The 21189-nt window shown below is 49.6% G+C and carries 15 protein-coding genes and 1 pseudogene; 7 read left to right on the forward strand and 9 right to left on the reverse strand.

Going from position 1 to position 21189, the window contains the following annotated elements:
* Positions 1–48: 48 nt before the first annotated feature.
* Entirely contained in the window at positions 49–2925 is a 2877-nt protein-coding gene (locus tag C2M34_RS10755; RefSeq protein WP_105258755.1) for an insulinase family protein, read from the reverse strand.
* A gap of 347 nt (positions 2926–3272) precedes the next feature.
* Here C2M34_RS10755 and C2M34_RS10760 point away from each other — a divergent pair, with 347 nt between their 5' ends.
* Positions 3273–3686, forward strand: coding sequence for an MAPEG family protein (locus C2M34_RS10760; protein WP_105214241.1), 414 nt, complete (start codon positions 3273–3275; stop codon positions 3684–3686).
* An 18-nt stretch (positions 3687–3704) separates the two neighbouring features.
* On the opposite strand, the gene C2M34_RS10765 is transcribed toward C2M34_RS10760, so the two are convergent.
* On the reverse strand, positions 3705–4472 hold the full coding sequence (locus C2M34_RS10765) for a peptidylprolyl isomerase (RefSeq protein WP_105258876.1): 768 nt from the start codon (positions 4470–4472) through the stop codon (positions 3705–3707).
* A 236-nt stretch (positions 4473–4708) separates the two neighbouring features.
* On the opposite strand from C2M34_RS10765, the gene C2M34_RS10770 reads away from it, so the two are divergent.
* Both C2M34_RS10770 and ushA read left to right on the forward strand, forming a co-directional pair.
* Entirely contained in the window at positions 4709–4894 is a 186-nt protein-coding gene (locus C2M34_RS10770) for a hypothetical protein (protein WP_105214243.1), read from the forward strand.
* Positions 4895–5027: 133 nt separating this feature from the next.
* Entirely contained in the window at positions 5028–6647 is a 1620-nt protein-coding gene (gene ushA, locus C2M34_RS10775; protein WP_105258756.1) for a bifunctional UDP-sugar hydrolase/5'-nucleotidase UshA, read from the forward strand.
* Here ushA and C2M34_RS10780 read toward each other — a convergent pair.
* Positions 6634–7623 carry a hypothetical protein gene (locus C2M34_RS10780; protein ID WP_105258757.1) on the reverse strand — a complete coding sequence of 330 codons (990 nt, stop codon included), beginning with the start codon at positions 7621–7623 and terminating at the stop codon, positions 6634–6636. The two genes, ushA and C2M34_RS10780, sit on opposite strands and share 14 nt — an antisense overlap.
* Positions 7620–8510, reverse strand: coding sequence for a PhnD/SsuA/transferrin family substrate-binding protein (locus C2M34_RS10785; RefSeq protein WP_105201502.1), 891 nt, complete (start codon positions 8508–8510; stop codon positions 7620–7622). The genes C2M34_RS10780 and C2M34_RS10785 overlap by 4 nt, the downstream gene beginning before the upstream one ends.
* A 262-nt stretch (positions 8511–8772) precedes the next feature.
* On the opposite strand from C2M34_RS10785, the gene C2M34_RS10790 reads away from it, so the two are divergent.
* On the forward strand, positions 8773–9561 hold the full coding sequence (locus tag C2M34_RS10790) for a S1/P1 nuclease (RefSeq protein WP_158677908.1): 789 nt from the start codon (positions 8773–8775) through the stop codon (positions 9559–9561).
* Between the two features lie 87 nt (positions 9562–9648).
* Positions 9649–12792 (forward strand): TonB-dependent receptor, encoded by a 3144-nt coding sequence (locus tag C2M34_RS10795; RefSeq protein WP_105214262.1) that lies wholly within the window; start codon positions 9649–9651, stop codon positions 12790–12792.
* Between the two features lie 52 nt (positions 12793–12844).
* On the opposite strand, the gene C2M34_RS10800 is transcribed toward C2M34_RS10795, so the two are convergent.
* The gene (locus C2M34_RS10800; RefSeq protein WP_105201504.1) at positions 12845–13291 is read right to left on the reverse strand and encodes a MarR family winged helix-turn-helix transcriptional regulator; all 447 of its coding nucleotides are present in this window, start codon (positions 13289–13291) and stop codon (positions 12845–12847) included.
* Positions 13292–13405: 114 nt separating this feature from the next.
* On the opposite strand from C2M34_RS10800, the gene hmgA reads away from it, so the two are divergent.
* Together hmgA and maiA are read left to right on the forward strand one after the other, a co-directional pair.
* Entirely contained in the window at positions 13406–14707 is a 1302-nt protein-coding gene (gene hmgA / locus C2M34_RS10805; protein ID WP_105258758.1) for a homogentisate 1,2-dioxygenase, read from the forward strand.
* Positions 14707–15333, forward strand: coding sequence for a maleylacetoacetate isomerase (gene maiA / locus C2M34_RS10810; protein ID WP_105258759.1), 627 nt, complete (start codon positions 14707–14709; stop codon positions 15331–15333). The genes hmgA and maiA overlap by 1 nt, the downstream gene beginning before the upstream one ends.
* Positions 15334–15500: 167 nt before the next feature.
* Here maiA and C2M34_RS10815 read toward each other — a convergent pair.
* From C2M34_RS10815 to C2M34_RS10830, 4 genes and pseudogenes are all read right to left on the reverse strand, one after another.
* Positions 15501–17122, reverse strand: a pseudogene (locus tag C2M34_RS10815) (diacylglycerol kinase family protein).
* Between the two features lie 88 nt (positions 17123–17210).
* Positions 17211–18872: a hypothetical protein gene (locus C2M34_RS10820; protein WP_105258760.1), complete on the reverse strand. Its 1662-nt coding sequence runs from the start codon at positions 18870–18872 to the stop codon at positions 17211–17213.
* Between the two features lie 111 nt (positions 18873–18983).
* On the reverse strand, positions 18984–20093 hold the full coding sequence (locus C2M34_RS10825) for an arginase family protein (RefSeq protein ID WP_105201509.1): 1110 nt from the start codon (positions 20091–20093) through the stop codon (positions 18984–18986).
* 288 nt (positions 20094–20381) lie between these two features.
* On the reverse strand, positions 20382–21161 hold the full coding sequence (locus tag C2M34_RS10830) for a DUF2189 domain-containing protein (RefSeq protein ID WP_105258761.1): 780 nt from the start codon (positions 21159–21161) through the stop codon (positions 20382–20384).
* Positions 21162–21189 lie beyond the last annotated feature (28 nt).

Raw genomic sequence — 21189 nt, forward strand, 5'->3', positions numbered from 1 at the left:
CCTACAGCTCAGTGTAAAAAGGCTCCCGAGGGAGCCTTTTCTATTTGCTTATTGCCAGCTTACGACGCGGTGGAAATCAGCCACCGACTCTATTTTCGTTTGCTTGGGCAAATCTGCGAACGGCTTGTCGGCAAACTTGGTGCCGCGCAGCTGCACGTTTAGACGAGCCGCCTCCGGGTTCATCATGGTCTGCTGATAGAAGTCCTGCATATCTTTAAGGGTCAGCGCTTCAACGGCGGCCAGTAACTTGGCACGACTGTCGAACTCAAAACGCTCACGATACCAATCCGGCATCAAACGACTCAGCTCGTCGGTCAGGTTCTTTGGCTGCTCTTTTAGCGCCACAAGTGAGGCATTCTTTAACTGAGCAAAGGTGGCTTCGTCCAGCTCGGCTAACACCTTGGCGTATTGCACCTTAAACTCATCGAAACGCGCCTGCATGGCCTTGGCATCCTTCACCGGGGTTTGGATATACAAGCCAATACCGGCGTAATCTTCCAATGGACGCGCGGTGGCGCCAACGGCGTAGGCCAGTTGCTCTTCGGTACGCAGCTTATCGAAAGCCACGGTACGGAAGTGACCCTGTAACACGGCGGCTGCGGCTTTTTGCGCATAGCCAGATTGTGGGTGATAAGCCATATCGATAATGGCCACATCGGCAACTTCTATGTCTTTTTGTACCACATAGGTTTCACCGGCTTTAGGCTTCCAGGTTTTCGAGCGCGTATAGTCGCTGTCTTTTTGTTGCTCGGGCAGGGCCTTGGCAATGCTTTGGGCGATGGCGGCAACGCTGGCATCGTCATAGTTACCAAAGGCGAATACGCGCACATTATTGCGGCTTAGTACGTCATCCATCAAGGCATTAAGATCCGCAACAGTAACACTGTTAGCAGTGGCGATCAGCTGCTCGCTGTCATGGCTACCAGAGCGCACCAGATCCGAGTACAAGCCAAAGGCCTGATAGAAGGGGAACTGCTTCTTGGCATTTTGCAGACCACGGGTATAGCGGTCTACTGCCTGAGCAAAGGCTTGCGGCTCAACATCTAGCTTCAAGTTGCCCAGCGCTTCACTCAGTAACACAGGCTGTTTATCGGTAAAACCACCGACGCTTAGGCTAAAGCCATTGCCCGGATCCATATTGACCGCCATGCCGGCGATCGCCGCCTCGGTCGATAATGCCGCTTGCGACAGGCTGTAAAGATCGGCCCACAGGCTTAGCAGCACACCAGCCTTGATATCCTGCTGCGCTTTCGGACTGTTCACATATACCTCAACCACACCCTTAGGCTGCTCGGCAAAGTACTGACTCGGCTGTAACCACACCTTAACGCCATTTTTATCATAGCTGATGCTAGGCTTTTGCTCTGTATTAGCGGCGGCGGTTTTGATATCAAAATGCTCTGGCAATAGGCGGTTTACGCTAGGCAGAGCCAGGGCAAACTGGCTCGGCTGCTGCCAGCTGGCTTGCTCTTCGGCGCTGATGTCTTCGATGCGGTATTCACCATCATAGAAGTGCAGCTTGCTGTCAGTTTGCTCACCCTTAGACACATACCAAACGCGCAGGGTATCGGCATTCAGTTGTCCCAACACCTCATTAATAGCGCGCTCGTTAAATTCGGCATAATAATAAGGCGCGTTAATGGCATTATTAAGCGGGTAATCCTGCATGCTTTGCGTCAGGGCCGACACATAACCAAATTCGTCGCTCTTTTCTAGGAACTGGAACTGGTTATTAAGTGAGGTACGAATTTCACTGAAGTACTTGGCGTCAACGCCATTAGCCTTAATCAATTCGATATAACGCATAATGGTGGCAAGGATCTCTTCGCGATTTTGCATGCCGGCATCGGTCAGCTCGACATTCACATTCAATTCGCCATAGTTGCCATACTTGTTGTATGAATCCGAGACGCTTAGCTGTGATACCCAACCTTTATCACGCAAGATTTGCGCCGGGCTGCCCGGCATTTCATTGCTTAGCAGGTAAGAAACGAAACGGTTAGGCTTGTAGGCAAAATCGTCACGGTTGTTTTCAATAATAAAATCAAGCTTAAGCTGTTTTACGTCTTCGTTTGGCTTGTAGTGTACACGCTTGCCGCCAACGTTTTCGTAGTTGAGTGCATGAGTCACGCCTGGCTTGTCGATGCCCTTATTTTTAATATCGGCAAAGTACTGTTTCGCCAGTTGGCGCATTTCATTTAGGGGACGATTTGAAATCATCGCCACCTTCATAATGTTTGACGAATAATAGGTATTGTAGAAGTCTACGGTTTCCTGATGCAGCGAGCTGCCCTCTTTATCGCCCAGGGTTTCCAAGTTACCGATAAGGAAGCGGTTGGCCGGGTGCTCACCCATCATTTTACGAGCCAGTTTAAACTGACCGAAAAAGTCCATTTCGCGGCGCATCGACCACTCAGCGTTTACCGCGTTTTTCTCTTTGTCTGTATATTGCGGGTACAGCTTGGGTGATTTAAAAAAGTCGCTAAAACGGTCCAAAGCTTCGCCGTAGGCATCGTTATTCACCTTGAACATATAGTTGGTGATATCCAGCCAGGTATAGGCATTATGGGCGCCGCCGTTTTTGGTCATAAAGTCGCTGTAACCCTGGGTATCAGGATAACGCTCGGTGCCAAGAAACAACATATGCTCCAAATAGTGCGCCATGCCCTGCTGCGTCATGGGGTCATTTAACAAGCCCACACCCACACTTAAGGCCGCCGCCGATTTTTCCGCACTCGGATCAGACACCAGGATCACCTCGATTTCGTTATCGAGTTTTAGCGTTTCATAAGCACGCTTATCGTTAGGGCTGACTACCAATGTGTCTGGAACAAGTTGCACTGCGGTGTTAGTGGGTGTCGAGGTTGCGCTGCAACCAGCCAACACGGCCAGCGCTAGCGCGCTAAGGACGATTGTTTTCTTCATTATGCTGAATCTTATTGATGAATATTGCCCTTCATAATCAAAAATCACCGTTTAAAATGCAATAAAAAAACACCTAAGTTTGTAACAGATTATGAAAATCTTGTTTGCTTATTAGCCATATAATTGTAATAACTATGCTAACCACATGGTATTTTTGCGAATTTAATACCAATACTGTTAAGTATGTGCTCAGAGATAGCGCTGGATAAATGATGTGATTACAAGGCGGAATTTTTATTGTGTAGTTATTCTACACATAAAAATTCCAACGCCGTGAGCATGATAATTTAGCCCGCTAGAATGATGAGCTACTTAAGTATTTGATAGCAGACCTAAGGAGTCTTAACGTGACCAGCCAGCTTATACTTGCCCTGTTTGCCCAGGTGCTACTGACCTTGATAGTGATGGTAATAATGGGGCGCCGCCGCTTTGGGGCAGCGAAAAAGAAACAAATACAGATGCGTCAGTTTGCCACCATGGAGCTCGGCTCAGCGCCAGAGTCGGTGCAGGTCGCCGGACGAAATTTTATCAATCAATTTGAAATCCCCGTGCTGTTTTATGTGGCCGTGCTCTGTGCCCTCGCCACCAACAATTCGGGTTATGCGTTTGTTGCCCTGGCCTGGTTGTTTGTATTGACCAGAGTAATTCACAGCGTCATCCACCTAAGCACAAACCACCTGCGCAGCCGCTATTTTACCTTTTTAGCGGGTTGCGTGGTGGTTCTGGCCATGTGGCTGACGCTGGTTTGGCGATTTATCTAAGTATTTATTAGCGCGTTCTTAGCGTACAGTGCGGCGACGTAATGCCACTAACAAAGCCAGCGGCGCAAACCACCAGGCGGCACCGGAGTCAGAGTCCGACTGGGGCTCGACCTCGTCGATCAGGGTATTTTCAACCGGGGTCAGATCGATTGCCGAATTCGGGTCGTTATCAATAACAACAATATCGTTGATCATCACCAGGTTGGCACGCACCGCATCTTCGCCTTGGCTACATTGCTCTGCACTGTAATCCACCATGGGGATCTCGCCACAGGTTTGCAGCGCATTAATGGCATTGACCACCTTCATGCCCTCGCCGATAACCTGGCCAAAAACGGTGAAACCGCCGTTTTGCAGATCCAAATTGGCACTGTTGTCAGCGGTATTAAAAAACCACTGGCTGGTCGCACTGTTTACCTTGCCGCCAACCTTAGCCATGGCGATGGTGCCGGCCACATTGGAAAACACCGGCTCATTGATAATGGGTGCCTGCGTTTCAATGGCTTCGGCCTGACCGTCAAAGCTGTATGCACCACCTTGAATAATAAAGTCCTCAACCGAACGGTGAACATAAGTCGATTGATAGTCGCCACGCTCTACATAACCAAGAAAGTTAGCTACCGTGGTTGGCGTTTTTTGGTCGAAAAGATTGACCTGGAAACTGCCTTGTGAGGTTTGGAACTCAACTATGGTGGCATGGGCCTGTGTGGCCAGGGTTGCAGCAGCGATTGTCAGGCCGGTGACCACACTGGTTGCTAGAGGTGTTGCAGCGCGAGAAGCTTTCATAAAAATTCCTTGATTATCTTTTTCGCCTACCTTAGCGCCCACCGCCCCCTTTCTCCACGACTAACTGAGCGCAAAAACAAATTGATACCTAAATGTAAACGGCGGTTACATTTACCCTAAACTTTTATAATAAAAAGTTATAGACCTTTAAATTTATAAAACAAATTGAGCTTATCAAACCCGCTACAATTGCCTACTATGGTGTGCATGATTTCAGCAACTTTTCGACAGTGACCATGAACAAGAATAATAATGTCATTTGCGACTTTGGTGTACATAAGGGCGAATCTTATAAACAACTCCCTGCTTGCTTCCTCAATTGGATGATAGGTGTAAATCACCAACAGGCGGGTATCGCTAAGGCCGAACTAGCGCGCCGCGAGCAGGCGGTACAAAAAAGCGTTAATGCCATAAATCACTGAAGAAATAGACAATAGCCGCATACCATCAGAGTAAAAAGCTAGAGTAAATAACCTAATTAGCCTTTGATGCTAATGAAATCTTCATAAAACTACATTAAGATCGGCGTACTTATTCGTTCAAGGGAATCGTATCGTGCGCCTTTTGTTTTTAGTTTCAGCCGTTTTTCTCGGCGCCTGCACACAATCAAGTAACATGGATGTCGCGCCAGACGCGCCTGCCCAAACCCAATACCTCACAGTTTTGCATACCAATGATCATCATGGCCGTTTTTGGCCCAATGCTCAGGGTGAATATGGTATGGCCGCCCGCGCCACGCTGCTGACACAATTACGCGCCCAAGCACAAGAACGCAATGACGCGGTGATCTTGCTTTCCGGCGGCGATATCAACACCGGCATTCCCGAGTCCGACTTACAACAAGCAGAACCGGATTTTAAAGCCATGAGCATGCTCGGCTATGACGCTATGGCCATAGGCAACCATGAGTTCGATAATCCATTACCTGTGTTGGCTAAACAGCAAAAATGGGCGAATTTCCCGCTGTTAAGCGCCAATATTTTAAATAAAGACGATGGCAAGCATGCCTATCAGCCTTATGTAATGCTCAATAAACAAGGGCTTAAAATTGCCGTGTTAGGCCTTACCACCACGGATACGGCGAAAATCGCCAACCCGGATTTTATCGGTGCCTTCGACTTTATCGACCCCACCAAGGCGACCAATGCCATTTTGGCGGATTTGCAGCGCCAGCAAGCGGATGTGATTATCGCCGTAACCCATATGGGCCATTACACTAATGCCGGTCATGGCATTAATGCCCCGGGCGATGTGACCCTGGCACGACGGCTGGCCCCTGGCGCCATAGACATGATAGTCGGCGGCCACTCGCAAGAGCCCGTGTGTATGCACGACACCAATGTTGCGGTTGCAGATTATCGCCCGGGCATGGCTTGCCAGCCGGATAAGCAAAACGGCATCTGGATTATGCAGGCCCATGAGTGGGGCAAGTATGTCGGTGAGGCGCGCTTTGCCATCGAAGGTGAGCAAGTGACCCTGCTTAACTATCAACTTCATCCGGTAAATCTAAAAGATAAGCAAGAACAATGGGTTGGCAACTATATTGAGCCCGACCAAAACATGGTGAACTTCCTTGCCCCTTATCAAGCCAAGGGTCAGAGCAAGCTAAGCGTTACCCTGGGAAGTACCCAGGTGCGTCTTGAGGGCGATCGCAACAAGGTGCGCTTTATGCCTACCAACCTGGCACAGGTGATCACCGAAGCACAAAAGCAGCATGTAAAGGCCGATTTTGCGGTGATCAGTGGCGGCGGAATTCGCGACTCCATCGTCGCCGGTGAGATTAACTATAAGGATATCCTGCGCGTTCATCCGTTTAAAAATCGCATCGGTTATATCGACTTTAGCGGCCAAGATGCGCTGGCCTATATTCGCAAAATAGCGGCCTACCCGGCTGACTCTGGCGCCTATGCTCATTTCAACAATGTTACTGCCATCTGCGACGGCGCTACATTAAAGTCGGTACGTATTAACGGTGAGCCGATCAAGGCAGACAAGACCTACCGCATGAGCATTAACAGCTACAATGCCGCCGGTGGAGATGGCTATCCAAGGCTTAATAATGATCCGCGATTTGTCGATAGCGGCGATGCTGATGCCAGCGTTTTAAGCGCGTATGTGCAGCAGCACAGCCCGCTCGACACCATTGAGGTGCCCGCAGCCTTTACTTGCCGATAACTTCAAACGCCGAGGGATCCGCGATGCTAAGCCCATAGTGATGGACCCGCGAGCGTGACCCTTCACCATGGGCTTTAGGCGGGAAGTAAGGGTCTTTTTGCTCCCCGTCCTCGGTGAAGGCTTCGTCTAACGCAGCGCGGATCTCGCTCAGGGTTTTCTCCAGGCTATTGCTGAAGTTTGGTCGCTTACGAATGGTGTGGCCTAATTCAATCAGGCGTGAGAAATACTTGTGTGCCAAATCCAATAGCTCAGCCGGCACATCTTTATTTTGATTCAGAGTCACAGTCGGGTGCTCTATGGCAAACTCTAACAATGCCAGATAAAAGCACAGCGGCTTGTTGGCCAGGGTCACACGCATCCCATGTTCGCCATAACGTATACTTTTATCGGCCAAGTCCAATAACAGGCTCTTTTTCTCCACCCTAATTTCTGGCTTCTCGGCCAACACCTGCAACTTAACCTCCATGGCCTTAAACCAGGGCCAAATAAATAAGGCTGCCAAGATGCTCAACAACAGGGGCAAAACGCTAAGCCCATGATGCAACGGCATGGGCATCAATGAATATCCTATACTCAGCTCACCTGCTCCGGGGCGCTGCAACAATAAGTGCTTTGGCGCCGCCGCAGAGTTGATGGTCGTTGTGCCTATTTGTTGTAATTGCAGCGGGTAATCCTGAGCCTGCAAATGCGTGTTCAGTTTCTCTATGTAGGCTTGGGTAAGCTCAACATCGGCGGGCACTTCCAATAAAGGGTACGCCAAGCCAATATGGCTGCTATCTAAAGCGATACGTGTTTTCAACTGCGCCAATGCCTGTGCCTGGCCTTGCTGCCAGCTCCCCAAAGCGCCCAGGTAATAGGCCAGCATACTGATAAATAAGGTTCCGAGCGCAAACAAGGTGATCGCCTTTTGCGCATTAAAACTGCGATTGGCAAAACGTCGGCGCAACAGCGACACCACTAAACGTCTGGTACTCATTGCCCCGCTCCTAAATATTGACCACCGCCCTGTTGGCACAGCCAATAGGGTTTGGCGCCATTAAAATAACTGGACTCACGCCCTTGTGCCAGGGTCATCAACCTGGTTTGAATGGCACAGGCAAGATCAGGATTATCCGCAGCCCGTTTAAGATACCAGTGACTACCGCTGATATTGCTGCCAATGGCGGTGATATAGTTCTCAGAAAAACGCTGATGGTCCGATTGCTGCCAGTAAGAAGAGATAATATCTAATTCGCCCTGCGCTAGCTTGTCACGCAGCGCATCATGGGAGTTCACAAAGGTGATATCCAGGCTATCAAGGTTAAGATCCAAATCCTTAAATACCTGTTTGGGGATAATATGCCCCGAGCGACTGGTGGGATAGTCAATTAGGCCGATACGCTTATCGAGAAAATACGCTTTCTCTAATTTTGGCTTTTCATGACTGGCAATAAAGTAAGCTGTGTAACTGGGGTAACCAATCAGCGGCGTATAGCCATAGGTATTGCGGGCATCAAAGGCGTGGATCATATTGTCCTTGGCCAAAATCAGGTGCGCCAGGCCCTTACCAAGAAAATGCACCTCGTATTGAGACGAGCCGCTCCAATAAGCAAAGACCTCACCATATTGTTTTGATACCACCTCATCGACACAAAGTTGCTGTGCCAGTTCACTGGCTAGGGATTGACTGGGCGCAAACAGAGTCAGTCTGGTTTTATTCCCGACACTCAAGGTGTTACAGCTATATGAGGTGGAAAGCACGGATTCGAGCTGAGGCAAGTGGGCATTCAGACGATACTGACCGACAAGATAACTAATTAAACCAACAATGGTAATAGTTGTTAATATCAGCGCGCTGTCACGCCAGCGTTTGATCGATTGCAACGGACTTTATAGCTTATTGAAATTGCGTTGCCGACATTTCACCAGTTATTATTACTTATTGCAACAGGTAATTTTATTCATAGATTATAACCTATTGTTTTAATAGATTTATTAACAAGTAATTATGAATCCCCTTAAGTCCTTTTCTTTCACTGTAAAAACTCGGAAAATTTAACTCACAGGGCAACTATGCAACGTGAAAACAACAATGGATTTACAGCTGATTCGCCGCTCATTTAAAGCCGCTCTAATAGCAGTTTTGATGATGGGCACAACTTTTGGGATAAGTTTTAGCAACCAGGCATGGGCCTGGGGCGCAAATGGTCACCGTATTATTGGTGCCATCGCCGAGCAACATTTAAGCGCCGAAGCAAAAGCCGAGGTCATGGCTATTTTAGAAGGACAGAGTTTGGCAAGAGCCAGCACCTGGGCCGATGAAATGCGCTCTGCTCCCGGTCAATTTTGGCAACGTCAGTCATCACGCTGGCACTTTATTAATATCGACTCGCAGCAAGCATTTTTAAATACCGAGCATCAAGCCCATAGCGACAAGGCCGATATAAAAGATGCCTACAGCGCTATTCTCACCGCCATATCGGCGCTAAGCAAAGCGGATACCAGTGCCGCCGACAAACAATTTTATTTACGTTTTTTAATTCACCTTATTGGCGATATTCATCAGCCCCTTCATGTAGGCCGCAGCGCCGACCGTGGCGGTAATCGCATTAATGTCGAATTTTTCTCGCAAGTGACCAATTTACATCGCCTTTGGGACACACAACTAATCGCGCATCAACAATTGTCATATTCTGAATATAAAGATTTTATATGCTGTACCCAAAGCCAAGTCACGCAAAATAAAAACGTTGACGTAAAAGCCTGGCTACTGGAGTCGCATCAACTGGCAACTAGCATCTATGCCCAGGGCAATGAGCAGTTAGGGTACGAGTATGTCTATCAATACCAGGCAGTAGTAGAACAACAACTTCGTCGCGGCGGCTTACGTCTGGCGGCGCTGTTAAACCAGTTATACCAAGGAACCGCGGCCTAGCCGCACAAAAATAACTTTCGGCCCAAGCTTTGCGGCCGATGATAATGAATTGTTTAACTAGATAAACTTAACACGGGAAACAACAACATGAAAATGCAACTTAGGAAAACGGCCATCTCTGCTGCTATTGCAGCAACCATGGGTGTATCCACTGGTGCTTTTGCAAACGAAACGTCATCATCAATTAAAGGTCAGATCACTGGCCCTGCCGGCAACCCTGCTGCTGGCACTGTGGTGACCATTATCCACCTACCAACGGGCTCATCTAAAACCGCCGTTGTTAACGACGCTGGCTACTTCAGTGCCAAGGGTCTGCGCGTAGGTGGTCCTTACAACGTAATCATCGACTCTGATAAGTTCGAAGATCAGTTGATCGAAAACGTACAGCTGTCACTGGGTAAAGAATACCCGGTAACTGTACAGCTACAAGCAAAAACCGATATGGAACAGATCGTAGTAACCGGTCGTCCTATTAGTTCATTTTCTGGCGGTACCGGCCCAACAGCCACTTTCACTCAAGAAGACCTGGAAACGGCACCGGCCATCAACCGTGACATTAAAGATATCGTTCGTATCGACCCGCGCGTATACGTAGACGAAAGCCGTGATGCTATCCACTGTGGTGGTGCTAACCCACGCTACAACAGCTTAACCCTTGACGGCGTGCGCATGAACGACAACTTCGGTTTAAGTTCAAACGGTTACCCAACGGTACGCCCGCCTTTCTCATTCGATTCAATCGAGCAGGTTGCCGTTGAGATGGCGCCTTTCGATGTTCAATACGGTGGCTTTACCGCTTGTAACATCAACGCCGTAACCAAGTCTGGTACTAACGAAATCCACGGCGGCGTATTCTTCGACTACACCAATGATTCAATGAAGGGTGACGAAGTCGATGGTAAAGAATACGACAATGGTGACTACAACGAGAAGCGCTACGGCTTCAACGTAGGTCTGCCGCTATTAGAAGACAAGCTCTTCCTATTCACTTCTTACGAGAAGCTTGAAGGTGTTGCCCAGTTTAACTATGGCGCCCTGGACACAGGCAGTGTAAGCGCTGCTGACGTGGCACGTATCCAAGAAATCAGCCAACGCGTGTACAACTATGACGCCGGTACTACACCTGCGAGTGCGCCGGTAGATGATGAAAAAATCTTGGTTAAACTAGATTGGAACATCAATGATGATCACCGTGCCAGCTTGGTATACAACTATAACGACGGTTTTACCCTGTCACAATCAGATACTGGCAGCACGCGTTTATCGCTAAACAGCCACTACTATGAGCAAGGTGCCGAGTTCACCTCTATCATAGGTTCATTATACTCGGACTGGAACGACAGCTTCTCAACCGAAGTACGTATCGGTAAGTCTGAGCTGGACGCGCGCGTAGAATCTCTTGACGCAGCCTCTGGTTTTGGTGAATTCCAAATCAATACTGCCGATGGTGGTACGGTTTACATTGGTCCGGATGACTCACGTCATTCAAATGACCTTAACTACGAAACCACTACCTTCAAGCTAGCGGGTACTTATTACCTTGACCAGCACACCCTAACAGGTGGTTATGAGTACGAAGAAATCGACGTATTCAACATGTTTATGCAGCATACTCAGGGTGAGTTCCGTTTCAGCTCAATCGATGACTTTGAAGCGGGTCTAGCTAATCGCATTGAGTACAATAACTCGGCCGGTACCAACAACCCAGCGGACGCAGCAGCGAAATTCTCATTCGCTCAGCATACCTTCTATATTCAGGACGAGTATGCATTTAGCGACCTGGATGCAACCTTGACCTTTGGTGTTCGTTACGACAAATACACCAGTGACGATAACCCGAACTACAATGCTAACTTCGAGAACCGTTACGGTTTCTCTAACCAGCAAAACCTTGATGGTATTGACCTGATTCAGCCACGCGTTGGCTTTAACTGGTTTGTGGATGAAGCCCTTGAAGTGCGTGCCGGTGTAGGTCTGTTCTCTGGTGGTAACCCGAACGTATGGGTATCGAATGCCTATTCAAACGACGGTGTAACCAATATCTACACCCGTTTAAGCAATGTTGACCTGTTCAACACAGCAATGACCAACTTCGATGGCGGCACACCGGGTTATGATATCCCTCAAGCCCAGTATGATCAGGTTGCCAATACGCCTATCGGTCAGGGTGATGGCACAGTTAACGTGATCGACCCTAACTTCGAAGTACCTTCTGAGTGGAAATACTCAATCGGTGCAACATACACGTTCGAAAGCGATTACGTGCTAAGCGTAGATCTATTACATTCACGTAAGCAAGACTCTGCGATTCTTACGGACCTGGCACTAAAAGACAGTGGTGACACTACCTTTGACGGTCGTCCTATCTATGAATCACTTGAAGGCCGTGATGGCGAATACATGCTTACCAACGTAGGCAGTGATGATGGTGAAGCCACTGTACTTTCTGCTGCCATCAGCAAGAAGTATGACAATGGTATCGACTTCAGCTTCGCGTATTCTTACACCGACTCTGAAGACGTAAACCCAATGACCAGCTCGGTAGCCGGCTCTAACTATGGCAACCTAGCAACAACCAACCCTGGCAACCCGGGTTCACATACTTCGGACTACAATGTGCCGCACCGCTTCACTTTAAACCTTGGCTATACCCATGAGTTTATCGATGGTTATGCGACGCGCTTTAGCCTATTCGGTCAAGCAAGTGAAGGCCTGCCTTACAGCTACACCTTCGCGGGTAGCGATAGAGGCACGGGTGCCCAAGGCGATGCCTTGTGGGGTGACGAAAACGCCAATGGCGGCCGCCAGTTACTTTACATTCCACTTGAGAACGATCCTAACGTAGTTTACGGCGAGAACTTCGATCTGGCAGCATTCAATGCCTTTATCGAAGAAGAAAATCTGAAGCGTGGCTCTATCACAGGCCGTAACTCAGAAAACGCCGATTGGTTTGTTAAGTTCGACTTAAAAGTAAGCCAAGAGCTTCCTGGCTTTATGGACGGTCATAAGGGCGAAGCCTTCTTCGTTATCGATAACCTGACTAACCTGCTTAACGACGACTGGGGTACATACGAAAAAGGTTCATTCGTAGGTAACCGTCTAGTAGGTGCCAGCATCAACGAAAATGGCCAGTACGTTTATCATAACTTCAACGCCAACAACGTAAATACCGCAGTTCAACGTGATGCGTCACTGTGGGAAATGCGTATCGGTGTTCGTTACACCTTCTAATAACCTTTAACGCAAATTTGCGCCTGGCGCAAAGTTAAGCCAAGGCCCATCCCTACTGATGGGCCTTTTTTATATCCGCGGCGCGCAGCTCCAGGCGGCGCAATAAATCCACCAGCAGTGCCTTTTCCTGCTCAGAAAATCCCGCCAGCAGTTCTTGCTGCCAGAGCAAAGCCTCTGGGATCAAGGCATTAAATTGCTGTCTGCCCTGCTCACTTAAACGCACCTGTTTGGCCCGTTTATCCTTGGCACAGGCACTCACTGTTAGCCAATCAAGCTGCTCTAATTCATTAATCGCCCGCGAGGCCGTTGATTTATCCAACATGGCCGTATCGCATAACTGCCTTGATGTTAGGCCCTCTTCGGTCTGAGCCAGATGGCAAACGATGCGCCATTGCGGATTAGTCAGTTGCCCGCCATAGACCTGAGCAAAGGCCTCGCTCACCTTGGCGCCGCTTAAGGTCATCAAATAAGGAATAAAGGTGTCCAGCTTAAAAGCCATAGTCTGCTTACCTTAAGTTAACGTAAATAATTTCTTACACCCGAATTAGAGATGGGATTTGAAATTAGTCTCACATGAGAGTATCTTCAAACACAATACAACAGGAGTGACACCATGACAAATAACAGCCTTGAATATATGACAGGTTTTGGTAACGAATTTGAAACCGAAGCCCTTGAGAATGCCCTGCCTATCGGCCAGTTCAGCCCACAAAAAGTAAACTATGGCCTGTACGCGGAGCAATTTTCCAGCACCGCCTTTACCGCGCCTCGTGGCGAAAACCGCCGTACCTGGCTATACCGCATTCGCCCTTCAGTAATTCAAGGCGATTACGAGTTAATGGACAATGGCCTGCTGCGCTCAGCCCCTATTACCGAAGTGCCTACGCCGCCAACCATGTTGCGTTGGAATCCGGTTGCTATCCCTGAGCAGGCAACCGACTTTATCGACGGTCTGGTGACCATGGCCGCCAATGGCAGTGTGAATGGCCAAGCCGGTATTGGTATTCATATTTATGTGGCTAACCAGTCTATGGAAGGTCGTTACTTCTACAATGCCGACGGTGAAATGCTGTTTGTGCCACAACAAGGACGTCTGCGCCTGAAAACCGAGTGCGGTATTTTAGAGATCGGCGCCGGTGAAATTGCGGTGATCCCGCGCGGTATGAAGTTCTCTGTAGAACTACCGGATGGCCCGGTACGTGGTTATATCTGTGAAAACTACGGCAACCCATATATTTTACCTGAGCGTGGTCCAGTGGGCGCCAATGGTTACGCCAACGACCGTGACTTCCAATACCCGGTTGCCGCATTTGAAGACATCGAAGGCGACTTCGAGATCGTGGCTAAATTCAGCGGTCAGCTTTATCGCGCCGATATCAAGCACTCACCACTAGACGTTGTCGCCTGGACAGGTAACAGCGCCCCGTACAAGTACGACCTGGCGCGCTTCAATGTGATGAACACGGTGAGCTATGATCACCCGGATCCATCAATTTTCACCGTATTGACCTCACCGTCGGGCACCCCAGGCGTGGCCAACGTTGATTTCGTGATCTTCCCTGAGCGCTGGATGGTTGCCGAGCACACCTTCCGCCCACCTTACTATCATCGCAACATCATGAGCGAGTTTATGGGTCTGATCAAAGGTGTGTACGATGCCAAAGAAGCGGGCTTTGTGCCTGGCGGTTCAAGCCTGCACAACTGTATGTCGCCTCATGGTCCAGAAGCTGAAGTATTTGAAAAGGCTAGCAATGCTGAGCTTGAGCCGGTACGCTACGAAGACACACTTGCCTTTATGTTTGAGTCTCGCTACATCATAGCGCCGACCAAATACGCACTCGAGGGTCAGGAGCGTCAAGGCGACTACCTAGATTGCTGGAAAGGCATCAAAAAGCACTTTAACGGAGCTAAGTAATGAAATTATATAGCTATTTTCGCTCTTCGGCGGCTTATCGGGTGCGTATCGCCCTGAATCTGAAAAACGTCGATCACGAATTAGTACCGGTTAACCTGCTTAAGTCTGAGCAAGAAGGCGAAGCATATCTCGGCAAAAACCCGCAAGGCTTATTGCCGGCGGTAGAGACGGGGCAAGGCGTGCTGGCGCAATCTCTGGCCATTCTTGAGTGGCTGGATGAAACCACAGAGCAGGCCCCTCTGCTCAGTGGCGATGCCTGGCAGCGCGCACAAATTCGCAACCTGGCCTATGCCATTGCCGTGGACATTCATCCGCTTAATAACCTACGCGTTTTGAAATACCTAAGTAATGAGCTGGGTGTGAGCGATGAGCAAAAAACAAAGTGGTATCAAGACTGGATCATCACCGGCTTCGACAAGGTTGAACAACTGCTTGGCGACACACAGTTTTGCTGTGGCGACCAGCCGAGCCTGGCCGATGTATGTTTAGTACCTCAGGTATTTAACGCCCTGCGCTTTAAGGTACCCATGGATAACTACCCGAAGATCATGGCAGTTTACCAGCATTGTAATACCCTTAAAGCATTCGCAGACGCAGCCCCAGAGCAGCAAATCGACGCACAATAAGGGCCTAAATGCGGCTTTTAATAGCAAAGTGATACTCATACTGTGCTTGCCGGCTTCGGCAAGCACAGTGGGACTGTTGCCGCATCAAGCAAAGCATGGGCGCGAGCCCATCTATCCGCGCACGAGTCTAATGCCCGCTTTAAGCCAGGGCTTCATCTATAACTTACCTAGGGCTTACTCGGTACCATCACTTTTAATGATGCCGGTTGCACCCTAATTTCCAATGACTCTGCCTGACGGGTTTCACCGTCGATAACATAGTCTATGCCCTCAGCACAACTAACCGTTACCCGCCTGGCGTGAGTGTGGTGAGCATGTCTGTCGAGCTGGGTCTGCGCCACACTGTTAAATGCCAGCTCAGCGATACTGAGCACATTCACATTGGAATTTTTAGTCGGCTCCAGCCAGTTTACATCGAGCAGGCCATCGTCATGCTCCGGTTGACCCTGCCCTTGCGCCAATAAAGTAAAGACAGGCGCCGCATTGGCAATGATCATGCTATTGGTGTGAATTTCCTGTGCCGGCATATCGTCCAGAGTAAGCGTGTAGTCTTTGGCCTTATGTTCGCTGAGCGCCTGCCAAAAGCCCTGCAAATAGGCAAACTGACCACTGTTGTTCTTAGCTTCACGGTGCGCCGACTCTATCATCTTGTGCTCAAAACCTATGCCCACCAAAAGCAGTACCAGCTCGTCATTACAAGTGGCTGTGTCCATGGCCTTTACATCGCCGCTGATCAATACGTCCAGCGCCTTTTGCACACCAAAGGCCTTGCTTTCAATGCCCATCAGCACATGGGCTAAGGCATTAGCCGTGCCTAAGGGAATAATCCCCAGCGCCACATCGGTATTAACCGTAACCGAAGCAACCTCGGCTATGGTGCCATCGCCGCCACAGGCGATGATCATATCCGGATGCTCAGCCATGGCCTCACGCGCTAAGTCCGTGCCATTTTTAGTTTCCGTAGTGGTTTTTATCGACATATCAAAATAGCTGTTGAGGCTGGACATGATATCGTGCTTTTTATCGGCCCACAGCTTGCGCCCGGATACCGGATTGGCAATAAGGCAAACGCGGTTGCGCACCACCAGCTCGCCGCGCTGGTGCATTTTCTTCAGCGCTTTACGCTGGAAGCGGTTTAAATTGGCGGTTTCCCGGGTTTCCTGAATGCGCTCTAACACCTCATCGACATCCGCATCAGGTTCCTTGGCCAGCAAGTAGGCGGCCATCACCAGCACAGAGCGGCCACGGCCTAAAGCACAGTGTACTACGACGTTACGTTTGCGCTTACGGTGATGGTGGATCCAGTTAATGGCCTGGCGCAACTGCGCCCTGTTTGGCGCGGCATGATCCAAAACCGGAATATTTAAATAACTGATATGCTCGCCCATTACCGTCCAGTCCAGGCCATCAAATTCACAGGTGGCATCTAAAATGGCGGTGACGTTTTCATGTTTTAGGGTATCAACATCGGGCGGGAAAAGTCGGCAGGCGAGGAATAAACCGGGCTCGACTTCCTGATGGGCGGCACCTTATCATTGCGTCGCTGCCAGGCGTTATAAAGTTGCGCCCCCAGCAAAAAGGGGATAAAGGCCCAGCGGATATACCAGGGAATAGTGCCGTTTTGACGCTTACGGAAAACCTTCCCGGCGTTGGCAATATAAGCCAGAGACACCAAAAATAAGGACAACGCACTCCAATAAAAAAAGATTGCGATATAGGGAAGCCTTATCATCCAAGCCGTGGTGCATAAGATCACGGCCAACACCAAGTATGCAATTGCTGCAAACATCAACCACTCCTGGTAAGCGTTTATATTGTAAAAGTATCACGCTACCAAGTAGACGCAAGCCCGTCATCAATAATTAGCTGATAAAACACTAATTCCGTGGCGCAAATTCGATAATAAGCCCTTCGATGGCACAGGCGTTGGCACGAATATCGGTATTCAGCATACGGGTTTGCTGATCGCTGCGCAGGGTAAAATCCCAATACTGACCGCGAGTATATTGCGTGGCCAAGGCCATCTTGCTGTTTGATAAACACATGGCCTGAGTCAGGCTGCGCAACTTGCCATCATAGAGGATATCGCCAAAGCGCATTTGTGGCAGTGCCTGAGCGTCTGGGCCCTTGACCTCTATGGCCTTTGTATCGGTGGCTAAGCGCCATTGCTGCTGCTCTAACGTCAAACGCACGCCACTCGGATAATAGCTGTAACGAAAGCTGCGTGTGTCCAGGGGCTGGATCTTAACAACCCCCGCCTCACCAAGCACGGTTCCTATATAGTCCTGACCGGATGTAATAACCACCAAGGCGCTGCCGGCATCTATGCCGTAGCCGGCCAGTTGCTCGGCCCCATATAACAGGCTGTGCAAGCGTAGGCTGCGGTTGTCATCGCTAAATTGCGTATCCAGCACCCCGTAGTTAAAGGTTCCCAGGCCCCCTTCGGGCTCATAGCTGATGGCTGCATAGCCAGAAGGCAAACTGGTTGGCTTGGTCGCAAGTTCTACCTTGTTTTCAAGGGCAGCAAAGGCATCGCCGCCGGTGATCACGGCCACGGCACCCTTGGCGTTACTACCGCCACTTTGTATTGCACTGCCAGTGCCATTGGCAAGAATAACCGGGCGGGTGCGCAAGGCTTCAGTCCAAGGATATTCCTTGCCCTGCTCGTCATACAGCACCGCGCTGGCAAGCGTTTGATCGCCGTCATTAAAAAATACCGCACTTGCTGCCTCTATCTGGGCTGTCAGGGCCTCGACTCCTTGGCTGCACAGTGCCTGCTCCTCGGCGATACGCTCAGGGTACACCCGCGCTCTGTCAAAGATCAGTGCTTGTTGGCGAAATTCGTTGAGCTTATCGCAGCGCCCCTGGCTAAGCGCCTTGGCCAGCGCAGGTGTTAAAGGCAACCATTGACCGTCTATGCTCTTTGATGCCAGTAATTGCTGGTAGTAATCAGCACTGGCATAGGGGTCGCGACTGGCGCTAGTTAGCATCAGCACCTGAGGTGGCTGCGCCTGTTGCCCCGCAGCAACGCTAATTGAGCTTTGCATAAAGGCAAGTATGTCCCCAGTAGCCTCATGGCTATTTATGTAGGTATCGAGGCGCACTTTCTGAGAAGGCTCAGCCAACTCCAGGGTATCGAGTACATAATAATAAAGGGGACGAGCCAAAAGCTGAGCCTGAGGGGCTTGTTGATACCAAAGCGTTAGTAATTGCTCCTGCGTCATCGCTTGCTCGCTAACAAGTGCTTTAAGCGCTTTTATCTGGCTCTCTTTTTGTGTCTGATACTGAGACGGCCAGTGTCTGTCTAGGCGAGCCAGGGCGTTTTCATCGACTTTAAACAGAGAACTGGCTTTACCGCCTTTTAAGGACTGTTGACAATGCTCGGGCGTCATAGATGAGCATACCTGTAGACCGCCGCCGACCAAGACCTGAGTTTGCGCCCATGCCTGGCCAGACATAAAGGACATAATCAAAGCACTGGCGCTCAGTAACAAGGCTCGGGGAGTCAGGCTGCAAAGGTGAAAGAAGGGATAGCTCATAGAAACACTCGCAAAATTTTATGCTGACACTTGTTTATATTGCCACAAAGCGGCCACAAAAAAGAGCGCTAATGCGCTCTTTTTATTGCTGATTTCTCTGGAAAATCAAGCTTATTTATTCATTTGCTCAAGCAAGAATGCCGAGATTTTTGCACCTTCACGCAACGTCGTTTCCGAGCTCGACTTACCCTCTAACGAGCTGTCGGTGAAAGGAGCAATCTCCATCATATCGGCGCCGGTAATAGGGAACTCGGCGGCCAGTGCGCCAAGAATATCCAATGCCTGTTGTGGATTAAGACCGTCTTTTTCCGGTGTGCCGGTGGCCGAGGCAAATTCCGAGTCCAGGGCATCAATATCAAAGCTGACATAAAGCTCATCAACGCCATCAGCACGTAGCTGAGCCAATACTTCAGCTACTACCGCATCGGTGCCGCGCTCATTGATTTCGTGAGCCCAGTGTTGCTTCACGCCAAAGGTGCCTTCCCAATGGGATTTAGGCTTGCCACTTGAACGGATCCCGAATTGGATCAAATGCGCCGGGCTTGGTAAGTACTCAAGGATATGGGTGCACCAAGAGCCGAAGCACAAATCGATACCCAATCGCTCTACCAAAAGATCTGTGTGGGCATCAAAGTGAATGATGGCTACCTTCTTGCCCTGCTCGCGCTTGGCTTTTAGGTACGCCTTGGTCAAAGGATAGCTGATTGAGTGGTCGCCACCGATACCGAAGATCCCCTTTTCTGGGAAGTTAGCATAAAAGTCGGTGCACACGTCCTCGGTGATGGATAATGGGCTTACATGGTACTCACTGTCGGTATCCGCATAGAGGGCCTTTTGACAGTTGCTGATGGTGCCTTCGTTCAAATACTTGTCGTGCAACAGATGCGGAATGACACGCACATCGCCCAAATCAAAGGCTTTCGCCTGAGGCTGTTGTTCAATCAGGGTGTTGCGTAAAAATAGCGGACCCCAGTTGGCGCCGCGCAAAATACCGCCGCCACAGTCTGAGCTGATCCCCAGCATTACCGCCTTGTGCTCGGTCGTTTGCAGACCATCGAGAGACGCTTGCCACAGAGCTTCAATATTGTCGGTTTGGCCATAAAGCTTCTGTTGCAATGCCGCCTTGCGCTCCTGCGCCGTGTTTACCGTAAATACACCATTACCCGGTGGACACAAGCACTGTGCTACCTTAGTTCGAAAGTCTTGCCACTTAGCGGTCATGCTATCTCCTCAATATTTATGCAGTTTTTCGATTTACCGCCGGTGTCGATGAAAATGACTCCAGAGCGCCTCAAGGATTTTCCTTAGCCCGCTCAGAAAAATAAAAACCAACATATAAGACATTGATTTTTATTTATTTATCAATTTCACATCGGCGTTAAATCGGCACCAATACAGGATCAATATACAAGCCGAGCGCAGAAGTCAAACACAAGCGAACAGGCGTAACTGGGGAAGGTGACTGGCTATGCATAAATGCTGCATAAGCCAGCCGATAAGCGAATTCGTCTACTCGTAACTACGGGGGCGCTTGGTTTTAATGGTGGCGATGTAACCGTGCCAACTGGCATAACTCAGCCAGGGCATAATCACGATAAAGCCGGCGGCACCGGTCAGAAAGCCAAGTAAAATCAAACAGACAATACAGATGCACCAAACCACCATGGCGGCAATATTATTGCGTACTGCATGCATGGAACTGACCACGGCGGTCATCAAATCCACCCGGCGCTCCATCATGATCTGTGGGGTAAAGGCGGAAATGGCAAACACAGTTACCAGCAAGACCCCACCTATAATACTGCCCAAGGTTAAAAACGCGCTCAACTCTTCAAAGCTGGGGTTCACTGTATTTGGATACAGGGCGTGCGCCAATGCCGCCAAGCGCATCCAGATTATCATGATCACCATCAGCAGCACCGCAAAGCCCCACTCTCCGGCTGGGTTACGAAACATGGACTTAAGGCTGTGCCATAAGGTGGGGGTATGACCCTTTTCCAGCTCCCAGGCAACATCATAAAGACCGGCGGCAAAGGCCGGGCCCACAAGGGCAAAGGCCACGGTTGCCGGCAAGATCACCAAATGAGTTTGACTGGAATAAATAAAGAATAAAATGGTGGCGGGGATCAGGGTAAAAACCAGACCATAAATCAGGCTTAAAATCGGCGCCCGCGCCATATCGTTAAAGGCCAGGGCTAACCAATGCAGTGGCGCCAAGGGGCTAATTCGATTACATTCAAAACAACGAGCGAACTCGCCATGACTGGTGGCATTTGACGATACGGCCATACGCTAACTCCTCTGATGATGTTATTTA

The organism is Pseudoalteromonas sp. T1lg88, from assembly GCF_002964765.1.
GTDB lineage: Bacteria > Pseudomonadota > Gammaproteobacteria > Enterobacterales > Alteromonadaceae > Pseudoalteromonas.